The sequence below is a fragment of the Luteibacter sp. UNCMF331Sha3.1 genome (assembly GCF_900109915.1).
GTDB lineage: Bacteria > Pseudomonadota > Gammaproteobacteria > Xanthomonadales > Rhodanobacteraceae > Luteibacter.
Genome location: NZ_FOBU01000002.1, coordinates 1,534,995 through 1,556,234, shown reverse-complemented (window position 1 = coordinate 1,556,234; position 21,240 = coordinate 1,534,995). Strand labels below are relative to the sequence as shown.

The following is a 21,240-nucleotide window of genomic DNA, read 5'->3' as shown; positions in this document are numbered from 1 at the left end:
ACCCGCCGATCAGCGCTGCAACGAGCGACCGCGCCCGATGCCGTAGTACGCGATCCCGGCCTCCTCGACCGTGTCCGGATCGTAGAGGTTGCGGCCATCGAAGATGGCGGGCGTGGCGAGCATCGAGGCGACGCGTGCGAAGTCCGGACTGCGGAACGCCTTCCACTCCGTGACGAGCATGAGCACGTCGGCACCCTGCAGCGCCTCGTACGCCGACTCGCAGAGCACGAGGTCGTCTCGCTCCCCGTAGATGCGCGCGGCTTCCGCGCGTGCCTCGGGATCGAACGCTCGCACCTTCGCGCCGGCCTGCCACAGGGCCTCCATCAGGCGGCGGCTCGACGCTTCGCGCATGTCGTCGGTGTTCGGTTTGAACGCCAGGCCCCAGAGCGCGACGGTCTTCCCGGCGACGTCGCCGTCGAAATGACGGAGCAGCTGCTCGAACAACCGCGTCTTCTGGTCCGCGTTCACGGCCTCGACGGTCGCGAGCAGGCGCGCATCGTAGCCACTGCCGCGGGCGATGCGTTCGAGTGCCTGCACGTCCTTCGGGAAGCACGAGCCACCGTAGCCTGCGCCGGGATAGATGAAGTGGTAGCCGATGCGCGGGTCGGAGCCGATGCCCTGGCGGACCAGCTCGACGTCGGCGCCCACGCGCTCGGCGATGTTCGCGATCTCGTTCATGAAGCTGATCTTCGTCGCCAGCATCGCGTTCGCCGCGTACTTCGTCAGCTCGGCCGAGCGCTCGTCCATCACCACCATGCGGTCGTGATTGCGATTGAACGGGGCGTAGAGCTTGCGCAGCAGGGCCACCGCGCGCTCGCTGGATGCGCCCACGACGACGCGATCGGGGCGCAGGCAGTCTTCGACCGCGTCGCCTTCCTTCAGGAACTCCGGATTCGACACCACGTCGAACGCCACCGTGACGCCACGCGCGGCGAGTACCTCGTCGATCGCGCCACGCACCCGGTCCGCGGTGCCGACCGGAACGGTCGACTTGTTCACCACCACCGCGTAGCGATCGAGATGTTCGCCGATGGTGCGCGCCACGCTGAGCACGTACTTCATGTCGGCGCTGCCGTCTTCGTCGGGCGGCGTACCGACCGCGATGAAGATCAGGTCGCCGTGAGCGATCGCGGGCGCGGGGTCGACCGTGAAGTCGAGACGGCCCGAGGCATGGTTACGCTTGACGATGGGCTCGAGGCCGGGTTCGTAGATCGGGATGATGCCGTTGCGCAGGCCGTCCACCTTGGCCTGGTCCACGTCCACGCACACGACGTGGTTGCCCATTTCCGCGAGGCACGCGCCCGTGACCAATCCCACGTAGCCAGTGCCGAAGATAGTGACCTTCATCTGTGTCGCCTGTCGATTTTGGAAGAACGGTGGGGCGCCGCGAGCAGTCAGAGCTGGCGGTCGCGGTCCAGGTTGTATTGCGCGTTGGCCGCGTTGCTGATCAGGCCTGACAGCGGCAGCAGCTGGCTGATGAAACGATTCCAGCGCGTGATGTCCGCGGGGCCGACGTAGACGACGTCGCCCGGTTTCACGGCGAACTGCGCGCCCACGGCGAACGCGGACGGCGAGGTGTTGTCGAGCTGGTAGATCGTCGCCGGCGCTTTTTCCATGTTTTCCACGCCGCGGATGACGTACACGGCCTTGCCCTTGGCGCTGGTCTGATTCAGGCCGCCCGCACGACCGAGCACCTGCGTGAGGCTGAGATCGCTGGTCTTGAATGCGATGGCCTGCGGACGCAGCACCTCGCCGAGCACGTAAGCCTCGTGGCGATCGTTATAGGGCAGGTAGATGCTGTCCCCGCCCTTGAGGTAGATGTCTTGCGCGCCCTGCGGCGAATGCGAGAGCGCGTCCAGGTTCAGGTGGTACTCGTGGTTGTCGCGCCGGAGCACGACATCCGAAAGATCGGCCAGCTGCGCGTTCACGCCGGCGACGCCGACCGCCTGCGCGAGGGTCAGCGGCGTGACCGTGATGTCCTGCGGGTCGGTCTTGACGAAGGCACCGCCGAGGGTCACGCGCTGGCTCGCGTAGTTGACGATGCTGATGTCGACCTGCGGCTTCTCGACGTACTTCGTCAGGCGATCGGTGATCGCGACGCGTAGTTCCTCGACGGTCAGGCCCGAAGCATGCAGCAGCCCCACATAGGGATAGAACAAGGTGCCGTCGGTGCGCACGAGGCGACCGTTCGCCGCGGTCTGCTGCTGCGAGCCGGCAGGGGACGTCAGCTCCGGATGCTCCCACACCGTGATGTAGAGCGAATCGCCGGGGCCGATGCGGTAATCCTCGGGTCGATACGCGGCGATGGCCGGATCGATGCCCGGTACCGCCGCGCTCGCGCGGTCCATCGCGATGAGTTTCGGTGTGATGGGGACGAGCTGGTAGCGGCTACCGGTGGCGCTCTGCCTGTCGTTCAGCTCGGCGGATTTCATATGCTGGCCGGGTGCCAGGATGCATGCTTGCAATAACAGACAGCACCCGGCCAGACCGAGGGTCGGCAGGAACTTCATCGTGGGCGGGATCCTTCAGTCGAGGCGCCGTGTGCCTCTTGGGCCAGCGACGTACTTAAACCGATTCAATATTAACGGCTCGGGAATACGCATGGACATTTAGACGTCCAGACGCCGTATCACGATGATTAGTGGGTGCCGCCGGTTCCGCCCGTGCCTCCGGTGCCGCCCGTTCCGCCGGTCCCACCCGTACCGCCGGTGCCATCGTTGCCGGTGCCGTTGGCGTCGCCAGCCGTGGCGCCCGCGGCAGCGGCCACCGCCGCCGTGCCTGCGCCGACGCGCGCCGGAGTGATGGCGCCCTGGGCGGCCTGACGAGCCTGGGAAGGCGTCGCGAGGCGTGGTTTTTGCGGGTTTTGCGGAGCGGTGGAGGGTGGTGCCTCGGCGGTTCCGCGCTGCGACTGCGCGAGTACGGGAACGGCGATGGCGAGGATGGCGCATGCGATGAGTAGACGTCTCACGAGCGTGATCTCCTGTGATTCGGAACGAAGGCGCGATGACGATGCGCGAGGGAACATGCAAGCGCGCTGCGCGTCGCAAGCATGGGACATTCACCGTCATACATACTGCGACGGTCAAGGCAATCAGCTGAACGCACGCTGCCGACAACTCTTTTTGTGACACGACTCGCAAATACTTGGTGCGTGGATTGCCGACATTTTCCCCGCGATGCAGCATGCATCGAACGCGGCAGAAGCTTGCGAACATTCGTATGTCGTATCCGTTTGCTCTCCGGATGCGGTGGAAGCGTGTTGGATCGCGAAGCGTCCATGGAGTGGATGCGAGGCGACTCCACAGGGGGCACGTACCTTGGCAAGCCGGCCTGGCCGGCGCATCTCGCTGCGGCGGAAGGTACCTGTCATGCAATTGTCCAGATTCAATGCTTTATTGGACCTCGAGCTCCGGGCGAGTGACCCGCTCGGCATGATCGCGGCCGCCTATCTCGCTTATTTCATCCGGTTCGACACCTTCCGGATGAGCAGCCTCTATGCCGTCGCGCTGGTGATTCTGGTGCTGGGATCGCTGACGGCGTCCGTCGCATTCCGCGCCTATGACCGGCCGCTCGGCGAGCGCTCCTTCAGTCAGTATTGCTGCATCGCGGCATCGTGGGCGACAGGCTTCGCGGTCATCATGGCGCTCGGCTACCTGCTCAAGGTGAGCGATCTTTATTCGCGTGCGTGGGTCTCGCTCACGTTCTTCCTCGGTCTTGCGTTCATGGCCGTCGTGCGTCAGGTCAACGTGCTCACGTTGTGGTACCTGCGCCGTCGTGGCGTCGGCGTGCATCGTTGCCTGCTGGTCGGCGCGACCGATGCCGGCCTGCACATGACGGCACAGACGCTCGCCGATCCCGGCCTGGGCATGAAGATCACCGCGTATGTGAAGACCAGCTGCGATACGGGCGTGCCCGGCAACGTGCCGCTCGCCGGGTCGCTGCAGAACCTCGATCAGATCCTCGATCGCGGTGAGTGGGACCAGGTGCTCATCGCGCTCCCCGTCAGCGCGCATCGCGCGATCAGCTACGTACTCGACCGCATGGACGAGCGTGTCACGGCAGTGAAGTTCGTGCCGGACATGCTCGGTCGGCAACTCATCAACCATCGCATGGAAGATTGCGGCGGCGTGCCGGTCGTGACGCTTCGCGAAAGTCCGCTGCACGGTCACGCCTGGGTGCTCAAGGCCATCGAAGACCGCGTGATCGCGGGGCTGATCCTCGTGATGATCAGCCCGGTGATGATCGCGCTCGCCATCGGCGTCAAGCTCTCCAGTCCCGGTCCGATCCTGTACCGCCAGCATCGTGTCGGCCTCGACGGCAAGGAATTCGAGATGCTGAAGTTCCGCTCCATGCCCGTCGATGTCGAGAAGGGTGGTGCTGTGCAGTGGGGCAACGCGACCAAAAAGACGACGACGCGCTTCGGCAAGTTCATCCGCGGCACCAGCCTGGACGAACTGCCGCAGTTCCTGAACGTGCTGCGTGGTGACATGTCCATCGTCGGACCGCGCCCGGAGAGGCCGATGTTCGTCGAGAAGTTCAAGGGCGAGATCGCCGGCTACATGCACAAGCACCTCGTCAAGGCGGGCATCACCGGCTGGGCGCAGATCAACGGCTGGCGTGGCGACACCGACCTCGTCAAGCGCATCGAGTACGACCTCTACTACATCAACAACTGGTCGCTGCTCTTCGACCTGCGCATCATCTTCCTGACGATCTTCAAGGGGTTCGTGCACACCGAGGCGCCCGCCGCCGCGCCGGCCTTGCCTTCGTTGGCGCAGGCCGCTCCGGGTACCAGCAATCCCAGCGAGGAGTCCGCCTGATTCAGTGACAGGGACCGCCTGGCAGGGCGGCGTTCCAACCTTCTCGTTCGTACGGGGTATTGATTGAAGTTTCTCATCTGTGGCGGTGCGGGCTATGTGGGTTCGCACATGGTGCGATACCTGATTCAGCAGGGGCACGAGGTCGTCGTCTTCGACGATCTCTCGACGGGACACCGTGAGTCGGTGCCCGACGACGTTCCCTTCGTGCACGGCGACATCGGCGACGCGGTCACGCTCTGGCGCCTCTTCGCGACGCACCACTTCGACGCGGTGATGCATTTCTGCGCGCGCTCGCTGGTCGGCGAATCGGTCATCGATCCCTACCAGTACTATCGGAACAACGTCGGCAACACGCTGGTGTTGCTCGCGGCGATGCGGGAAGTCGGCATCGACAAGCTGGTGTTCTCGTCCACGGCGGCCGTGTTCGGCCACCCGCGCTCGGACACGATCGACGAAGCCCACCCGACCGATCCGATCAACCCGTACGGCCAGAGCAAGCTGATGATCGAGCGGGTGCTCGAGGACGCCTTCAAGGCCTATGGCCTGCGTTCCGTGGCCCTGCGCTACTTCAACGCCGCGGGCGCGGATCCCTCGGCCGACATCGGCGAGGCACACAATCCCGAGACGCACCTGATCCCGAACCTGCTGAAGGCCGTGCTCGGCCACGGACCCGGCCTGAAGGTGTTCGGCGACGACTACGAAACGCGCGACGGCACGTGCGTCCGCGACTACGTGCACGTGAACGACCTCGCGTCGGCGCATCTGCTGGCCGTCGAATACCTCTGCGAGAATCCCGGCGCCTTCCGTTTCAACCTGGGCAACGGCGAAGGATTCAGCGTGCGGGAGGTGATCGCGGCGGCGGCACGCGTCACCGAGCGCCCCGTGCCGCACGCGTTCGTCGAGCGCCGGCCGGGCGATCCCGCGACGCTCGTCGCATCGAGCGTCAAGGCGCGGCAGACCCTCGGCTGGCAGCCGCGCATCGCGCAGCTCGACCAGATCCTTTCCAGTGCGTGGCACTGGCATCTGCAACCGCGGTTCTGACCATGCAGGCGGCGCCGAAGGTCCAGCTCGACTACATCGACGCCCTCCGTGGCGTCGCCATCATCGGCGTGCTGGCCAGCCATGCGCAGCGCAACGTCGAGCTGTACCAGGCGATGGGCCACGCGGCCGCACTGTCGCCATGGCTCAGCCGCTACGCGGAGCAGGGGGCGCGAGGGGTGCAGCTGTTCTTCGTGATCAGCGCCCTGACGCTGTTCCTCTCGGCGCGCAAGCGAAGCGGCGAGTCGGAACCCTGGCTCAACTTCTACGTGCGCCGCGTGTTCCGTATCGCCCCGATGTTCTACGCCGCGTTCGCGGTGTACTGCCTCGCACCCGTCTTCATGAAGGGGCAGGCGCTGCCACCCATCGGCACGATCCTCGGCACGCTGACCTTCACCAACGGATGGAATCCGGCGTGGCTGCTCGGCGCGAACGACGTGGTGCCGGGGGGATGGTCGATCGGCGTGGAGATGTCGTTCTACATCGTCTTTCCGCTCGTGTTCCTCGCACTCACCTCGTTCCGGGCCGCGCTGGCCGCCTTGCTGGCGGTGCTCGTCGTCGACCTGGTCGCGTGGACACCGCTGCTCGCCCACCCGCCGATCGACGATACCGAGCTGTGGACGCGCTTCGCCTTCGTCTGGCTGCCCAACCAGCTGCCCGTGTTCCTTGCCGGCATCTGTGCTTACTTCGTGCTGTTCGATCGTGCCGGGAGGCTGACCGCGTTCTTCCACGGTGGCAGCCGCGCGGTCAACGCGCTCTGGTTCGGGCTCGGCGCGCTGGTGCTGCTCATCGTCCCGCAGTGGACGAACGACCCGCGCGCGGTGTTCGCCTATGGCGGCGCCTTCGCGCTGATCACCCTGTGTCTGCATCGCGACCCTTACCGCTGGCTGGTGAACCTGCCGCTCCGCCACATCGGCAAGATCAGCTTCAGCGGTTACCTCGTGCACTTCTTCATGTTGCAGGTGGCGAGAAAGGTGCTGGCGGTCGTCCACGCAGGCGAGCGTCTCTCGCCGGATGCGTATTTCCTCGCGACGGTGCTGATCGCGCTCGCCGGCACGGTCGTGCTGGCGACGCTGACCTATCGCTTCATCGAGGTGCCGGGTCAGGCGCTCGGGAAGCGGATCATCCGGGCCCTCGCGGACCGGCGCGCGGGTGCGATGGCGAAAGCCGGCGCACCCTGAGCGAACGGGCGGCATCAGGCCAGCTTCGCGATCAGCGCATCCGCGTCCGGCACCGCCTTACCGTCGACGAAGCACGCCTTCACGAGCGCGTTCACCTGCGCGAGCGTGGGACGCTGGCCGCGCACCCGCTGAAGCATCGCGCGCGATGACGCATGACTGGCGTCGGCGAGAATCCGGTTGGCCTCCATCCTCGTACGCGTCGCCGGACCCATGTCCATGCCGGGCGAGCGGGTCGCAAGGACGATGTTGTCGTGGATGGCGGTGTCGTCGGGCACCCCTTTCCAGCTCGTGGCCCGGAACACGGTGACCTCCGCGCCGGGGTCCGGCTTGTCCGGCACGATGATGATGTTGTTGTAGATCCGGCTGCCGGCCACGGGCCCGGACAGCCGCACGACCGCGCTTCCGGTGCGGCGGAGCCCGTCGTTGATGCTCACGTTGAAGCGGACGATCGTGGCCGTGTTGCCGATCCCGCCCTGCCTGCCGTCGTTGCAGACGAGCGCCATGCCACCGGCGTTGTCGTGGCTGTAGTTGTACTGGATCACCGTGTCGCGGCAGTGGAAGTCCGCGTCGAATCCCTGCCCATCGGCATAGGCGCGGTGACCGCTGACCTCGTTGTACTGGATCAACGTGCCGTCGCAATCGAAAGGCCAGATACCCGCGGCGGCCTCGCCGCGTGGCAGCGCGCCGCATTGGGCCACGGTGTTCCGCTCGACGATGGCGCCCTGGCAGCCCTTTACCAGGATCCCGTCGCCCGGCACGCCCGTCAGGCGGTTGCCGCGAACGACGACGCCGCTCGCCAGCCCGCCCGCGCGGCTGCCTGCGGAAAGAAACAGGATGCCGTCGCGCTGGCAACGCTCGATGACGTTGTCGACGATCGACAGGCCATCGTGGCGCGTGGGTCGGGTCTTCCCGTTCGCCTCGACGAGGATCGCGCTACCGCCACCCTCCTTCTTGACCGGCGAACCGTTGACGTCGTGCACGTGGAGGTCCTGCACGACGATGCCGTGGACGGTGCCGAAGTCGTGGTGAAAGAGGTGCACCCCGGTGCGCTTCGCGCCCTCCGTCGTGCCGCGATTGGACACGGCGAGGTTGCGCAGGGTCCAGAACTCGACGTTCTCGAGGCGAATGGTCGCGGCCGCGGCGCCGTCCGCATGGAGATGGGGCGCGGCGCCTTGCCCGTAAGCGTCGGCGACGATCGGCGCGCCGGCACGGCCCGACCCGCTGGGATGGAAGACCCCCGGATAATCGCCGCCACGGCGGAACAGGATGCTGTCGCCGGGCGCGTAGCGCTGGCGATTCACGGCGGCGAGCGTTCGCCACGCGCGGTCGGGACTGCGCCCGTCGTGCGCGTCGTCGCCGCTCGCCGCATCGACGTAGTAGCGCGTGCCGCCGGTTTGTCCGGATGCCAGCCGGGGCAGCACGGCGAACGTCGCCGCGCCGGCCATGACGTGCCCGAGGAACGCGCGCCGACGCATGCCCACGACGTTCAGCGCCGCTCGCTGAGCGAGAAACGGTACACGCCGCCGTGTTTGCGAAGCATGTAGGCGAAGCCGGCGAGATGCTTGAGGGTGAGCTTCGAGAACTTCCGTGTCCGTCGCTTGTAATCGTGCACGATGGAGATGCGCCGGCTGTAGTAATTGCGCAGCCCGAGCTTGTGCGTCCGCACGCAGAACTCGGCGTCTTCCGGGCCGAAGAAGATGCGATCGTCGTAGCCCATGAGCATGGCGCCGACGGCCTTGGTGAAGGTCTGGTTGGCCCCGAGCACGTAATCGACCTCGAGCGGATCGGTGCCGTCCTCGAAGCGGGTGTCCAGCATCAGGTGTCGCTCGAGTTCGCGACGGACGAAGCCGAATTTTCGCGAGAACGGCACGCGGGCGGCGATGGGCTGGTAGAAACGTGGAAAGCGTCGCGTGGAGTCCTGGCGGGTCCGGTCGACGTTGAGCAACTGGAAACCGACCACCCCGGCGTCGGGATGCTCGCGAAAGAAGTCCTCCACGATGCTGCCCGGATCGGGAGTGAGGAAGATGGTGTCGTTATCGAGCGTCATGCAGTACTTGCCGCGCGCGAGGAACAGGCCGCGGTTGCGCGCCGGGCCCACCCCGAGGTTCGTGGCCAGCGGGAAGTACCGCACCTGCGGCAGGGTCGCGACGAACTCTGCGCTGCCGTCACGCGAACCGTTGTCCACGACGATGACCTCGTCGCGGTCGAAATCCACCTTGTCCATCAGCGAGTGGAGGCAGCGCTCCAGGTTCTCCCGCTCGTTCCAGGTAATGATGATGATGGACAGTCGAACGGCTGCCTCGCTCATGACGCGACTCCAGTGGAAGGCTCGGGGTGGGATGGTGGGTTGGCGGACCGGGCGAAGGACGCGGGGGTGAGCACCGCGTTCGCCTTCACCACGTAGTTGTCGGGTATGACGACGGGGCCGAAGATGCAGGCGCCCGTGCCGATGGTGACGTTGTCGCCGATGACCGGCGTGCCGTCGCCCGGCCAGCGGTTGCCGATGCAGACGCGCGCGTAGAGCGTGCAGTTGGCGCCGATCCGCGTCTTGCCGTTCACGATGATGCCGAAGGCATGCCAGATCACGAGGCCCGGACCGATGGTCGCGGTGGTCGGCACGTAGCACTTGAACACGAACTCGGCGAACTTCTCGAGGATGCGCACCGGGGCGTGCAACGGCGTGCCGCGTGCGCTGGCCAGCACGCGATAGGTGAGGATCACCCAGAACGACTGATCGAGCATCCACCAGGCGATGCCCCGGTAGCCGGGCTGGGCCTTGAGCCGGCGGACGTCGGCGCGGAAATCGTCAAGCATGGGAAAGTTCCGGCGTGGTGGGCCCGGGGGCGGAAGAGGGCGCTCGGGCCAGCGCGCGCCGCTCGGCGCGACGCCTGTCGCCGCGCGCGTAAAACATGCCGACGAAGAACCAGAGATAGGCCTCGTAGCCGCTGAACTCGATGAAGGCCAGCATCAGGTAACAGAGCAGGAAGGCCTTGATGTTGCGCTGCTGTCCTTCGGTCCGGCTGATCAGGATGTGCCCGACCATCAGCAGGAACAGCAGCAGCGACTGCACGCCGCCCTCCAGCAGGAACTGCAGGTAGATGTTGTGGACGTTGTTCTCGACGAACTTCAGGCCCGAGAGGTCCTCCATCATCGGCACGCCGTTGCCCACGCCGTAACCGAGCAGGTTGTGGTCCAGGGCGAGGCCGGCGGTGTTCCACAGCGCCAGGCGTCCGACGTTCTTGTGCTCCAGCTGGGTTTCCGCCTGCAGGTTGAAGCGGTCGAGCACCGGGATGTCGATGACCGACGAGAGCACGAGGCCCGCCATCAGCACGACGGTGGCGACGGCGGCGAAGGCGTAGAAATAGAACTGGCGTGTCTTGCGTGCGCGATACGCCGCGATGCCGATGGACACGGCGGTACCGATGAGGCCCGCGCGCGAGAGCATCATGCCGCTCGTGAGCAGCGCGATGCCGGCGGCGATCGGGTAGGCCCGCGTGCCCAGCATCAGGATCGACAGCAGCGCGAGCAGGCTGGCTTCGATGTTGCGTCCGCCGGTCGACATGTAGAGGATGCCCGACGCGCCCTCGCTGCGCGCGTAGACGGCGCCGAGCGAGCCGGCATAGACGGCGTCGCGGACGAGCAGGAAGGCGATGCAGCAGCCGAGCACCCAGATGAAGATGCGCCGCAGGTCGAGTTCGGGCAGCTTCCGGCCGAAGACCACGCCGAGGAAATACGACGACGCGACGAAGACCAGCAGCGTGGAGCGAAGCCCGCCGCCATAACTCGCGCCGGCCGCGGCCGACGTCGCGATCATGGTGCCGATGAACGCGGTGGCGGGGTTCACCTTCAGATAGCGGGCGGCCGGCAGGTAGAGCAGCGGAAAGACGAGCAGGAGCAGGTGGTAAACGTTCACGTGCGACTTGCTGGACGCGCTGTGCGACAGCGGCACCTGCACGAAGATCATCGCCATCAGCGTCACCGCCGCGGCACGTGTCCGGTTGATGACCATCGTCAGCCGATCGCCACGCCGAAGAACTTGTGGATCAACACCTTCACGGTCGACTTGTAGCCGCCGACACTCATGTTGCGCACGATGTCGCGCAAGGGCGGGCGCTCCCTGTTCATCACGTACTGGATGTTGCGGTGGTTGCGACGCTGGTCGGCGTTCATCAGTCCGGCGTGCTTCGCGAGGAACAACGCGCTGCCCTCGGCGCGGCGATTCGAGTTGCGGATGCGCGCGCGCGAGCGGTCGTCGTCCACGAACGAGAGCACGTGGGGCGAACGCACGGCGGTGCCGAAGCGCTCGGCGAGGCGGATCCACATGTCGTAGTCCTGCCACGACGGCATGGCCTCGTCGAAGCCTCCGAGCTCGCGCATGCGCGACAGCTCGGTGAGCACCTGGTTGCCCGCCAGGTTGCTGTAGAGCAGCGCGGGCAGCGTCAGCTCGTCGGAGGCATCGCGCTCCCTGTCGTCGAAACGGCGCTGCCGTTGCGCGGCGATGCGGCCCTCGTCGTCGAAATAGCGGAATCGGGTGCAGGCGAAGGAAGGCCGATGGCGTTCGTAGAGGCGAACGAGGCACTCGATGCGCTGCGGATGGAACAGGTCGTCGTCGTCGAGCCCGGTCACGTAGGTGCCGCGCGCATGATCGATGCAACGGTTGCGCGCGCGGCAGGCGCCCTGGGGCGTCTCGTTGCGCAAATAGGTGAAACGGCCGGGAAACATGCGGTCGTAGTCCGCCATCACGTCCGCGGTATCGTCCGTGGACGCTTCGTCGCACACCAGGATCTCGATGGCCGGCCAGCTTTGCGCGAGCACCGAATCGATGGCCCGGCGCAGCAGCGCGGAGCGATTGCGCGTGGGAATGTAGACGCTCACCAGCGGCGGCGAGGATTCGTTCGTATGCATGTCAGACGCCCACGGGCTGGACGGATCGGCTGAGGAAGGTGTCGCGGCTGCGCCAGACGATCCAGAGCAGCGGCGGCGTGACGAGGGCGAAGCGCACCACGCTCGCCTTCCAGTCCTCGCCCGGTGCGAGCACCACGGCGAGCATGAGGAACGCGTAGGGCAGGAAGGTTTCCACGACCCACGCGCGGAAGAACTCGCCCGCCGTGATGCGGATGATCTTCGACGAGAAGAAGTAGTACGAGAGCACGGTCGCCATGACCTGGCTGGCCGCCAGCGCGACCGCCATCACCGCGAGGGACCGGGACATCGCGCCCGCGATGCTCACCGCCAGCGTGATGCCGCAGATCTTCAGGTTCCAGACGAACTCGATGTCCGAGCGCCCGAGGCTCTGGCTCAGGGCGCCGATCAGCGAGCCAAGCGGGCGGAGCATGCCGAAGAGCAGCATGAGCGGAATCAGCGCCGATACGCCCGCGTAGCGCTGCCCGTAGAGGATCGTGACGGCGAACGGTGCGACGACGGCGAGCATCACGAACACGCAGGCGCTGAATACCGCGACGCCGCGCAGCCCCGTGAGGTACATGCGGCGCATGGCCTCGTGGTCGTGCTGGCGGGTCGCGAGACGCGGCAGGGCCAGCCGCTGCACGACGGGCATGATCAGCTTCGTGGGTTGCAGGACCAGTTCCTTCGCGAGCGAGTACACGCCCAGCGACGCGAGGCCGAGGAACTTGCCGAGGATGATCTGATCGGCCTGGCTGCGCAGCTGGTTGATCACCTGCGAGCCGAGCTGGAACGCGCCGTAACGCAGGGCCTGGCGTACGATGCCGCGGTCGAGCGCGCGCCCCGGGTGCCAGTCGCGTTCCGCGACCGCGACGAAGCAGACGAGGCGCACGAGGCTGTTCATGATCATCGCGTACACCGCCGCTTCGATCGAGGCGCCGAAGCCGAGCACCAGCACGAGCAGCGTCGCGAGACCGGACAGTCGGCCGATCACCTCGATGCGCGCGAGTTTCGGAAGCCGGAACGCCTTGATCAGACTGGCCTGATATTGCGCCGCGAAGCCGAGGAGCACGAAGTTGATGGTCGACAGGCGCAGCAGTCCGCCCAGGTCCTCCGAGCCGTAGAAACCGGCGACCGGCCACGACAGGCCGAGCAGCACCAGCGCGGACAGCAGTCCGAGGCCCACGCTGATGTAGAACAGCGAGGTGCGCTCCGGCCGCGTGATGTCCTGGCGGTGGATCAGATAGCTGCTGAGGCCCATGTCCTGCAGCAGCGTGGCGACGGCGTTGACGACGTTGACGATCGCCAGCGCGCCGAGCAGGTGCGCGTCGACGTGATGGGCGAGAACGGCGATCTGCAGCAGCTGGCTCGCGGCGCTGACGATCGTCGAACCCGCGGTCCACAGGGCGTCCCGGCGCGCGGAGATCATGCCGGCGTCTCCATCGCGAGCCGTGTGGCCAGCTCGTCGTGGAGGCGCCGCTGGTCGAAGTGGGCTTCGACGGTATAGCGGGCGCGACGCGCCAGCGCGGCGATGTCGTAGTCTCCGCGCTGGATCGCTTCCAGCCTGTCCGCCAGCGCGGGCGCGTCGCGCTCGGGCACCAGCCAGCCGGAGCGACCGTCTTCGATGAGTTCGGGGATGCCGCTATGGACGGTGGACAGGCAGGGCACGCCGCTGGCCATCGCTTCCATGAGCGACACCGGAATGCCTTCCTGATCGCCGTCGATGGCGGTCACGCTCGGAAGGGCAAACACGTCGGCCGCCGCGAGCGCGGATTGGACGTAGGCCTTGTCGCGTCGCCCGCTCAGGAACACCCGGTCGCCGAGCGCGCGGTCGTCGACGAAGCGCCGGAGCGACGCCTGCAATGGACCGTCGCCGATCACCTCGAGCGTGGCGGGTACGCCCCGCGCGGCCAGCAGCGCCATGGCTTCGCAGAGATAGGTGACGCCTTTCTTCTCGACCAGCCGGGCCACGCTGACCACGCGCAGCGTACGCGACGCATCGGGAATGCCGGCGACCGGCGCGCGGAAAGGGAAGCTGTCGAGGTCCACGCCCATGCGGTGCACCTGGATCTTGTCGGTGTCGCAACCGAGCATGGCGAGCTTCAGCGCCCAGCGTTCGCTGATCGGCAGCATGCGTTCGCCGCTGTCGAAGAGGCGGCGGTAGTCGTCGGCATGCCGCGCGAGCACGCCGTGCTGGGAAAGGTCGTAGCCGTGGAACACCGTGAACAGCGGCCCCTCCAGCAGTCCCAGCGAACGCAGGTTCGCGGCCAGCACGCCCATGGGCCCGAAGTGCGCGATGATCGCGTCCGCACGGAGCGGCTGCGCCAGGCGCCGCGCGGCGCCGGCGAGGACCAGACTCTTCGCCGCATGCCCATAGCGACGCACCGACAGCGCCCGTCGCACGCGCGCGTCGGGCAGGCCGGGGAGCACGTCGCGCAGCCGGCGCAGCAGCAGCGTCCACTTGCGGGCGCCACTGGCGGCCTGGGGGAACACGAACGTGGCCCGGTCCATCAGCCCGCGCGTCGACACGATGTCGCCGGTCTTCGGGTCCTGGCCGCGGCTCACCGCGAGGATGCGCACGTCGAAGCCCCGATCGAGCAGTCCGACGATCTGATCGATCACGAACGTTTCCGAGTAGCGCGGAAACTCCGGCAGCACGAAGAGGACGGTCATGGTCACGCTCCGATCGCCAGCGTGGCGAGCACGGCTTCGCGTGCGAAGGCCTTCTCGCGCACGACGGCGGCGGCGACGCGGGGCCGCAGGGCCTCGTCGGCGAGGAGGGCGAGCACCTTGTCCCGCAGCGAGCCGTCGAGCAGCGCGGGCACCGGCATCGCCAACTCGTCGACTCCAAGGCGCTTCATCACGCCTTCGGACTTGTGCTCGTAGTTGAGCGCGACGGCAGGCGTGCCGAAGTTCATGGAGATGATGGCGCTGTGCAGGCGGGTCGCGATGGTCAGCACGCAGGCGCCGAGACGCTGGCCCAGTTCGACGTCGTTGAGTTCGTCCATCTCGACGTGGAACGCGTCGGGCCGGCGCAGCCGGGCCTTCACCTTCAGCGCGATCATCCGGTCGTCCTTCGGGTAGCCGTCGATCGCCGTGCAGGTGGAGAACGCCGCGACCCGGTAGCCGGCATCGATGACGTCGTCGAGCAGCGCGGCGAACGCCGTTTCGTACTGCGCCTGCGTCACGCCCAGTCGCTTGTCGAAGGGAGCCAGTTCGCGGAAGGTGACGGCGACGGTGGGGCGCGCGGTATCCACGGATACCGGCGCACCCGCGTCGACCAGCCATGCGGTGTCGGCGGCCCAGCGCACCTTGTCCTGTGGAATGCCGCTCGCCACCATGTGGCGCACGCTGACTTCCTCTCGCAGGGCGAGGGCATTCACGCGCGCCATGATGTCCTGCGACATGGTGCGGAAGAACGCGTGATCGAAAGGCCCCACGCTGTGTCCGATCATGTACACGGGCCGGTCGGCGAGCATCGCGCAGATGCTCTGGTCGTACTGCGTCGGTCCGTAGAGGTCGACGAAGAACGAACCGCCGACCTGGATCACGAGATCGTACGAGCGCAGCGCCGCCACGTAGTCGCGATGGCGACGGGGCAGGGGTACGAAGCGCGACCACCAACGGCGGCGGAGGTGGCCGAAGAGCGCGCGCGGCACGATACGGCGAAGTGCGCGGGCACGCAGCGATCCGAACCGCTTCTTGCCGGCCTCGTGGTAGTACGCGTTCAGCGTATCGGGCAGGAGCTTGCGCCCCAGCAGCCAGCTCGAGCTGACGGGGAAGCGGCTGGTGACGTCGATGTGGCTGTGCGGCGACGCGTCTTCCAGGCACTGCAGCAGGCCACGCAGGATCGCGCAGTCGCCGCGGTTGCCGCAGGTGTGGTTGCCGATGATCAGGATGCGCGCCATAGTGCTCGTTTCGTCCATGTATCCGGTGTCGAAGGAACGGGTCAGGCCGGTTCGGCCTTGTACTTGTAGTAGGCGTAGGTCGAGTAGCCCGACGTGCGCCGTTCCACCGCGTTGAAGATCGCGCCTTTCAGCGACACGCCGTTCTGCTCGAAACGCTGCTTCGCCAGTGCGAGCTCGCGCGCCTTGTTGAGACCGAAACGCGCGACGAGCAGGCTCGTGCCGGCGTAGTGCCCGATGACGGCCGCGTCGGTGACGGCGAGAATGGGCGGCGTATCGATGATCACGAGGTCGTAGGCCGGTATCACGGTTTCGATGAAACGGGTGAAGTTCTCGTGCATCAGCAGTTCGGACGGATTCGGCGGCACGCGGCCCCGGCTGATGAAATCGATGTTCGGCAAGGGACCCTTGCGGCGAACGTCTTCGATCGTGGCGTCACCGACCAGGATGTCGGACATACCGTTGGCGGCCTCGGTGCCGAGCAGCTGGTGCAGCGTGCCGCGACGCATGTCGCCGTCCACCAACAGCACGCGCTGCCCGGCCTGCGCGATGACCGCCGCGAGATTCGCCGAGACGAAGGTCTTGCCGGCGAAGGGACTGGAGCCCGTGATCATCAGCACGTTGTTCTTCGCCTCGAGCCGCGCGAAGTGCAGGCTCGTGCGCAGGCTGCGGATCGCCTCGACCGCGAGGTCCGCCGGATCGCCGATGGCGAGCAACGGGCCGCGCGCACCGTGGCCGCGCCGCGTCCGTATCGACCGGGAGCTCTGACCGGCGCTGAGCGGTACCGACGCATAGACCGGGAGACCGAGGTCCTCGATCGCGGCCGGATCCTCGACGCCGCGATTGAGGATCTGCTTAAGGAACACGAAGGCGAGCGCGAGAAAACCGCCGAGGAACGTCGCGACGACGACCACGAGCGCCTTGCGCGGCTGCACGGGCTGCGTGCGGTCGACGGCGGCGGCGTCCACCACGCGCACGTTGCCCACGGTGCCTGCGCGCGCGATGTCGAGCTGCTGGGCCTGGTTGAGCAGGCTGGTATACGTGGTGCTGCTCACCTGCACGTCGCGGCTGAGCTTGAGGATCTGCTGCTGCGTGTCGGGGAGGTCGCCGATCTGCTTCTGCATCTGGTCCTTCTGCGCCTGCAGCTGGCCCATCTGCTGCTGAAGCGCCTTGTACGCGGGATGGTCGTGCGTGAAGCGACGGTCGACGTCGGCCTCCTGCAGGTGCAGCTGCTGGATGTTGTTCTCCACCGCGACGATCTGGTCGAGCAGGCCCTTGGTCTGCATGCTCAGGTCGACCGCGTGCGACTTCGTCTGGAAGGCGTTCATCGCCGCTTGCGCGCGATCCAGTTCCTGCCGCACCTTGGGCAGCTGCTCCTTGACGAACTGCAGCTGGCTGGCGGCCTCGGCGGAGTTGCGCTCGACGTTCTGGCGGACGTAGGCGGCGGAGATCCGCGTCAGCACCGCCTGGGCCAGGTCGGGATCGGCATGGTTGTAGGTGAGACCGATGATGCCGGAGTCGTTGCCTTGCTCCAGCGCCACGATGTCCGATTGCAGGCGGCCGATGGCCGTCAGCTTCGGCTGCACCACGAGGTCGAACCGCGTACCGGGATTTGCGGCGAGCTGTTTCACCTGCATCGTGATGCCACCGGCGCTGACGAGCTGCCCGACCGCGCCCTCGAGCAGACGCTTGCCGTCGTCGTCGTAGAGCGCGAAGCGGTGGCCTTCTTCCGCGCGCAGTTCCAGCTTGCGGCCGGTCAGCGTGTCGGGAAGGTCGAGCTTGTAGATGTCGACGAGCTCGCCGCCCCAGCCATAACGACTGAGACCGAAACGCGCCGGCGCGGGTGAGCCCGGCTTGCGACCGCGCGACAGGTACTCGCCGATCACGGGGAAGCGCCGCGGTTGCACCATGATATCCAGATGGAGGTCGTCGACCGCCTGGCCGACCACGAGGCGCGAGGTGAGAAGCGCGATTTCGGTGGTGGCCTGCGAGCCGCTCGTTCCCAGCGATTGGGTCAGGTCGCTGAGGCCGGGCAGGCTAGGGGTCTTCTGCTCGACCTGCACCACGGCAGTGGCCTGGTAGATCGGCGTGGCGAACATCGTATAGAGCACGCCGGCGACGAAGAACGTCGCGGTGATGGCGACGATCAGCCACTTGTGATCCAGCAACGTGCCGAACAACGCATTGAGGTCGATGGTGTCGTCGTCATGGGCGGGATCGATCTTCGTCGTCATGCGGCTGCTTTGTTTCCAGAAAGTGAATGGACGTCTAGACGTTTATATCGTGTCTAGTCTGAATGGCCGGGGAAGCTTCCTTCACGCTGGAAATGCCTGTTTTCAAGGTGTCGCGCACTCGCTTCCATGCGACGCGCCATCGGGCACGCGCTCTTCGCGCCCGCGGGCGCGTCGGTTGATGTCGTGGGGCGGGCGTCATCGTGGCCCGGGGCGGTGACGATGCCCGGGCCGACGCCTTTCGTGGAAACCACGATGTCCTTCGCCGTCGTCGTACCCCCGTTCCGCGTCGTGGAGGTTCGATGAAGGCCTGAGCATAGAGGGGACGCGCAGGGCCTCAAAGCGATGCGCGCCGGTTTTGCGACGCGCGTCAACTAACCAGCATCTGTATGGCGGTATTAAGGCAGCGCCGTGAGAATATCGTTAAATTCGCTACGTCATGCTTCGACGAAATGCTAATGCCGTGTTCAGTTCTTGTGCAGCGCGTCGTGGTTTTCGAGTCGCAATTCATGGTGCGACACCCGTTCGGATGTCGCGGTGCATGAGACCGGCGCGGTCACGGCACGGCGGCGGCCCGCAGGTTGGGCACGAGCTCCGCCAGCGTCACCGGTGCACCGACGTGGAAGCCCTGGAGATAGTCGCAGCCGCTGTCGCGGAGCCACCGCTCCTGCGCGGCGCGCTCCACGCCCTCGGCGACGACCGACATACCCAGTGTGTGAGCCAGCTGGATCATCGAATGGCAGATGGACGCGGCGCGCTCGTCCGTATCGATGTCCGCGACGAACGAACGGTCGATCTTCAGCGTGTCGATCGGCAGGTCGCGAAGGTAGGCCATGCTCGAGAAACCGGTACCGAAGTCGTCGAGCGACACGCGCGTCCCCTGCTGCCGTAGCTGGCTCAGGACGCCGACGGCGTGCACGGGATCCATGAGGCTGCTCTCGGTGAGCTCGAGTTCCAGCGCATGCGAGGGCAGGTCGTGGCGCCGGACCGTGTCTCGTACCAGCGCGGCCACGTCGGTGCGCCGGAACTGCAACGCCGAGACGTTGACGGCGATCGACAGGTGCCCGAGGCCCGCGTCGGCGAGCGACGTGTGTGCGCACGCTGCCGTCTCCACGACCCATTCGCCCAGTGGCACGATCAGTCCCGTTTCCTCGCATAGCGGAATGAAGACGTTGGGCGGGATCCACGAACCATCCGCCTGGGGCCAGCGCACGAGTGCCTCGACCTTGCGCACCTGGCCGCCATGCGCATCGACCACGGGCTGGAAGTGCATCGCAAGACGGCCGGCGTCGATGGCCTCGCGCATGCGGGACGCCAGGATGAGGCGCGCCACGGATCGCTCGGCCATCGCGGGCACGAAGCGATGCACGTCGTCGGCGTCGTCGGTCCGCACATGCGCGGCGAGTGCCGCGTTGGCGATGACCTGACGCGCATCGCGACCGTCGTCGGGATGCGTCGCCAGTCCGATCTGCGGTTCCAGCGTGTGCAGCGTGTCGTTGAGGGCCACCGGTTCGCTGACCGCGGCCCGGATCGCCGCGATGGCATCGTCGCGCCGAGCGGGATCGGTGACGGCGAGCAGGAAGCGCTCGCCGGGGCGATGCGCGACCATGCCATGCGCCGCCGCGACGCCGCCGAGACGGGTCGCCATGCTACGCAGGACGCTGCGTCCCGCGTCGAGGCCGAACGTGTCGCTGACGCGGTCGACGCCGCGCAAGTGCACGTACACCACCTCGTACCAGGCGTCGGGGCCGAGACCGCGGTCGAGATAGTCGACGAGCGCATCGGTATTGGGCAGGCCGGTGGTCGTGTCGTGCGTCGCGCGGTAGGTCAGCGCGCGCTCCGAGCGGATGCGCTCTGTCACGTCCTGAGCAAGTACCAGGCGGGCGGTGTAGCCGGGCATGTCGATATCCGCCGCGTGCACGACCACGTCCAGCGTGCTGCCGTCCTTGCGGCGATGGATCCAGACGCGGTCCGGATCGCCGTCGTGGCCGAGGCGCAGCGAGGCGATCACGTCCTTGAGGCTGTCGGCATCGTGGGCGGAGCGAATGTCCGTGATGCGCATCGACCGGAACTCTTCGCGCGTATAGCCATAATTGCGCACGGCGGCCTCGTTGACCTCCAGGAAAGCGAGGGTCGAGACGTCGTAGACCCAGAACGGCAACGGGTTCTTGTCGAACGTGAGGCGGAAGCGCTGCTCCGCCTCGGCCAGCCGCACCGTCGCCTCCGTCAGGTGCGCCACGTATTCGCGCTGATCGTGCGCGGCCAGCGCGAGGTGGCGGTAGAGGTAGATGAAGCCGGCCCAGTACACGATATAAATGAGCAGGCAGAAGGCGACGAACCGGTACCAGGGTCCGAGTACCTCCGCGACGGGGACACCGACCCCTACCCAGAGGGCGAACGTTTCGGGGGCGCTCACGGCGATCAGGCGCTCCTTGCCGTCGATCCGGCTGACACGCCGTTCGGCATCGGGCGCGGCGGGCACGAAGAGGGCACTGGTGGATCGGCCGATCACGTTCGAGCCGTCGCCCGTGCGCGCCAGGATCGTGCCGAAGCGATCGGTGATCGTCGCCACGCCGTCGCGACCCCAGCGCAGATGATCGACCACATCCTGCAACTGGCGTTGCCTGAGCCTGGCCAGCACCCAGCGTCCGTCGCCCGTGGGGACGGCGATGGGCAGGATCCATTCCCCGTGTACGTTCTGCAGGGGGCCCAGCCGGAGCAGCGCGGTCGCGGCGACGTCCTCGCGTGTCCAGGTCGGCAATGTCGGGTCACCGGCGCCCGGCGTGATCGCTTCTCCCGCCGCGTTCACCAGCAGAAGATCGAGCAGTTCGCCCTGACGGCGTGAGACGCCTTCCATGTTCTGCGCGATCAGCGAGGGTGCGCTCCCGGGTACCGACGCCATCAGTTGCCGGCTGTCCTCGGCGATGCCTTCCATCGCACGCTGCAGGTTGAGGAACTGCGCGTTCAGCAGCCGCTGGCCGCCGTTGGCGAACGCCGCGCTCTGCGCGAGCGCGGCATCGAGTCGCCGGGTGCGGTCGGAAACCACGACGTAGACCAGGCCGACGCCAAAGATCAGAGCGAGCAGGCCACCGACGATGCCAATGAGCCGCGCCGAGAGGTGGGGGGTCGCTCGCAGCATGGATCCTCGGTGGGCGGATGGCAG

Annotated in this window: 16 protein-coding genes; 3 read left to right on the top strand and 13 right to left on the bottom strand. The window is 66.9% G+C overall.

Annotated features, from left to right (window positions below):
• Positions 1–9 precede the first annotated feature (9 nt).
• The 3 genes from BMX32_RS15425 to BMX32_RS15415 all read right to left on the bottom strand — a co-directional run bounded on the left by BMX32_RS15425 (position 10) and on the right by BMX32_RS15415 (position 2,968).
• Positions 10–1,347, bottom strand: a complete 1,338-nt coding sequence (locus tag BMX32_RS15425) for a UDP-glucose dehydrogenase family protein (RefSeq protein WP_089980061.1) — start codon at positions 1,345–1,347, stop codon at positions 10–12.
• A 47-nt stretch (positions 1,348–1,394) separates the two neighbouring features.
• A complete protein-coding gene (locus tag BMX32_RS15420) occupies positions 1,395–2,432 on the bottom strand; it encodes a polysaccharide biosynthesis/export family protein (RefSeq protein ID WP_089980403.1) in 1,038 nt (345 codons plus the stop codon).
• Between the two features lie 206 nt (positions 2,433–2,638).
• The gene (locus BMX32_RS15415) at positions 2,639–2,968 is read right to left on the bottom strand and encodes a hypothetical protein (RefSeq protein ID WP_139206755.1); all 330 of its coding nucleotides are present in this window, start codon (positions 2,966–2,968) and stop codon (positions 2,639–2,641) included.
• A 400-nt stretch (positions 2,969–3,368) separates the two neighbouring features.
• Between BMX32_RS15415 and BMX32_RS15410 the strand changes: the two genes are divergently transcribed.
• From BMX32_RS15410 to BMX32_RS15400, 3 genes are all read left to right on the top strand, one after another.
• On the top strand, positions 3,369–4,820 hold the full coding sequence (locus BMX32_RS15410) for an undecaprenyl-phosphate glucose phosphotransferase (RefSeq protein ID WP_170843688.1): 1,452 nt from the start codon (positions 3,369–3,371) through the stop codon (positions 4,818–4,820).
• Between the two features lie 63 nt (positions 4,821–4,883).
• Complete coding sequence (galE, locus tag BMX32_RS15405; protein WP_089980054.1) at positions 4,884–5,861, top strand: UDP-glucose 4-epimerase GalE; 978 nt, start codon at positions 4,884–4,886, stop codon at positions 5,859–5,861.
• A gap of 2 nt (positions 5,862–5,863) precedes the next feature.
• Positions 5,864–7,039: an acyltransferase family protein gene (locus BMX32_RS15400; protein WP_089980052.1), complete on the top strand. Its 1,176-nt coding sequence runs from the start codon at positions 5,864–5,866 to the stop codon at positions 7,037–7,039.
• Positions 7,040–7,053: 14 nt separating this feature from the next.
• On the opposite strand, the gene BMX32_RS15395 is transcribed toward BMX32_RS15400, so the two are convergent.
• The 10 genes from BMX32_RS15395 to BMX32_RS15350 form a co-directional block, all read right to left on the bottom strand.
• Entirely contained in the window at positions 7,054–8,514 is a 1,461-nt protein-coding gene (locus tag BMX32_RS15395; RefSeq protein ID WP_089980049.1) for a right-handed parallel beta-helix repeat-containing protein, read from the bottom strand.
• A gap of 11 nt (positions 8,515–8,525) precedes the next feature.
• A complete protein-coding gene (locus BMX32_RS15390) occupies positions 8,526–9,347 on the bottom strand; it encodes a glycosyltransferase (protein WP_089980047.1) in 822 nt (273 codons plus the stop codon).
• Positions 9,344–9,853 carry a serine O-acetyltransferase gene (locus BMX32_RS15385; RefSeq protein ID WP_089980045.1) on the bottom strand — a complete coding sequence of 170 codons (510 nt, stop codon included), beginning with the start codon at positions 9,851–9,853 and terminating at the stop codon, positions 9,344–9,346. The genes BMX32_RS15390 and BMX32_RS15385 overlap by 4 nt, the downstream gene beginning before the upstream one ends.
• Positions 9,846–11,048: an O-antigen ligase family protein gene (locus BMX32_RS15380; RefSeq protein WP_089980043.1), complete on the bottom strand. Its 1,203-nt coding sequence runs from the start codon at positions 11,046–11,048 to the stop codon at positions 9,846–9,848. The genes BMX32_RS15385 and BMX32_RS15380 overlap by 8 nt, the downstream gene beginning before the upstream one ends.
• A gap of 2 nt (positions 11,049–11,050) precedes the next feature.
• On the bottom strand, positions 11,051–11,944 hold the full coding sequence (locus tag BMX32_RS15375; RefSeq protein ID WP_089980041.1) for a glycosyltransferase family 2 protein: 894 nt from the start codon (positions 11,942–11,944) through the stop codon (positions 11,051–11,053).
• Position 11,945: 1 nt separating this feature from the next.
• Positions 11,946–13,370 carry a lipopolysaccharide biosynthesis protein gene (locus tag BMX32_RS15370; protein WP_089980040.1) on the bottom strand — a complete coding sequence of 475 codons (1,425 nt, stop codon included), beginning with the start codon at positions 13,368–13,370 and terminating at the stop codon, positions 11,946–11,948.
• A complete protein-coding gene (locus BMX32_RS15365; protein WP_089980039.1) occupies positions 13,367–14,614 on the bottom strand; it encodes a glycosyltransferase in 1,248 nt (415 codons plus the stop codon). The genes BMX32_RS15370 and BMX32_RS15365 overlap by 4 nt, the downstream gene beginning before the upstream one ends.
• Positions 14,615–14,616: 2 nt before the next feature.
• Positions 14,617–15,849, bottom strand: coding sequence for a colanic acid biosynthesis pyruvyl transferase WcaK (wcaK, locus tag BMX32_RS15360; protein WP_089980038.1), 1,233 nt, complete (start codon positions 15,847–15,849; stop codon positions 14,617–14,619).
• A 41-nt stretch (positions 15,850–15,890) separates the two neighbouring features.
• Entirely contained in the window at positions 15,891–18,080 is a 2,190-nt protein-coding gene (locus BMX32_RS15355; protein ID WP_089980034.1) for a polysaccharide biosynthesis tyrosine autokinase, read from the bottom strand.
• 553 nt (positions 18,081–18,633) lie between these two features.
• Positions 18,634–21,216: a bifunctional diguanylate cyclase/phosphodiesterase gene (locus tag BMX32_RS15350; RefSeq protein ID WP_089980033.1), complete on the bottom strand. Its 2,583-nt coding sequence runs from the start codon at positions 21,214–21,216 to the stop codon at positions 18,634–18,636.
• Positions 21,217–21,240 lie beyond the last annotated feature (24 nt).

Excerpts from the sequence above, each read along its gene's own strand:
- BMX32_RS15400 (WP_089980052.1), top strand. The coding sequence starts at position 5,864 with ATGCAGGCGGCGCCGAAGGTCCAGCTCGACTACATCGACGCCCTCCGT.
- BMX32_RS15425 (WP_089980061.1), bottom strand. The coding sequence starts at position 1,347 with ATGAAGGTCACTATCTTCGGCACTGGCTACGTGGGATTGGTCACGGGC.
- BMX32_RS15390 (WP_089980047.1), bottom strand. The coding sequence starts at position 9,347 with ATGAGCGAGGCAGCCGTTCGACTGTCCATCATCATCATTACCTGGAAC.
- BMX32_RS15385 (WP_089980045.1), bottom strand. The coding sequence starts at position 9,853 with ATGCTTGACGATTTCCGCGCCGACGTCCGCCGGCTCAAGGCCCAGCCC.
- BMX32_RS15365 (WP_089980039.1), bottom strand. The coding sequence starts at position 14,614 with ATGACCGTCCTCTTCGTGCTGCCGGAGTTTCCGCGCTACTCGGAAACG.
- wcaK (WP_089980038.1), bottom strand. The coding sequence starts at position 15,849 with ATGGCGCGCATCCTGATCATCGGCAACCACACCTGCGGCAACCGCGGC.
- BMX32_RS15375 (WP_089980041.1), bottom strand. The coding sequence starts at position 11,944 with ATGCATACGAACGAATCCTCGCCGCCGCTGGTGAGCGTCTACATTCCC.
- BMX32_RS15355 (WP_089980034.1), bottom strand. The coding sequence starts at position 18,080 with ATGACGACGAAGATCGATCCCGCCCATGACGACGACACCATCGACCTC.
- BMX32_RS15370 (WP_089980040.1), bottom strand. The coding sequence starts at position 13,370 with ATGATCTCCGCGCGCCGGGACGCCCTGTGGACCGCGGGTTCGACGATC.
- BMX32_RS15350 (WP_089980033.1), bottom strand. The coding sequence starts at position 21,216 with ATGCTGCGAGCGACCCCCCACCTCTCGGCGCGGCTCATTGGCATCGTC.
- BMX32_RS15380 (WP_089980043.1), bottom strand. The coding sequence starts at position 11,048 with ATGGTCATCAACCGGACACGTGCCGCGGCGGTGACGCTGATGGCGATG.
- BMX32_RS15420 (WP_089980403.1), bottom strand. The coding sequence starts at position 2,432 with ATGAAATCCGCCGAGCTGAACGACAGGCAGAGCGCCACCGGTAGCCGC.
- BMX32_RS15395 (WP_089980049.1), bottom strand. The coding sequence starts at position 8,514 with ATGCGTCGGCGCGCGTTCCTCGGGCACGTCATGGCCGGCGCGGCGACG.
- BMX32_RS15410 (WP_170843688.1), top strand. The coding sequence starts at position 3,369 with ATGCAATTGTCCAGATTCAATGCTTTATTGGACCTCGAGCTCCGGGCG.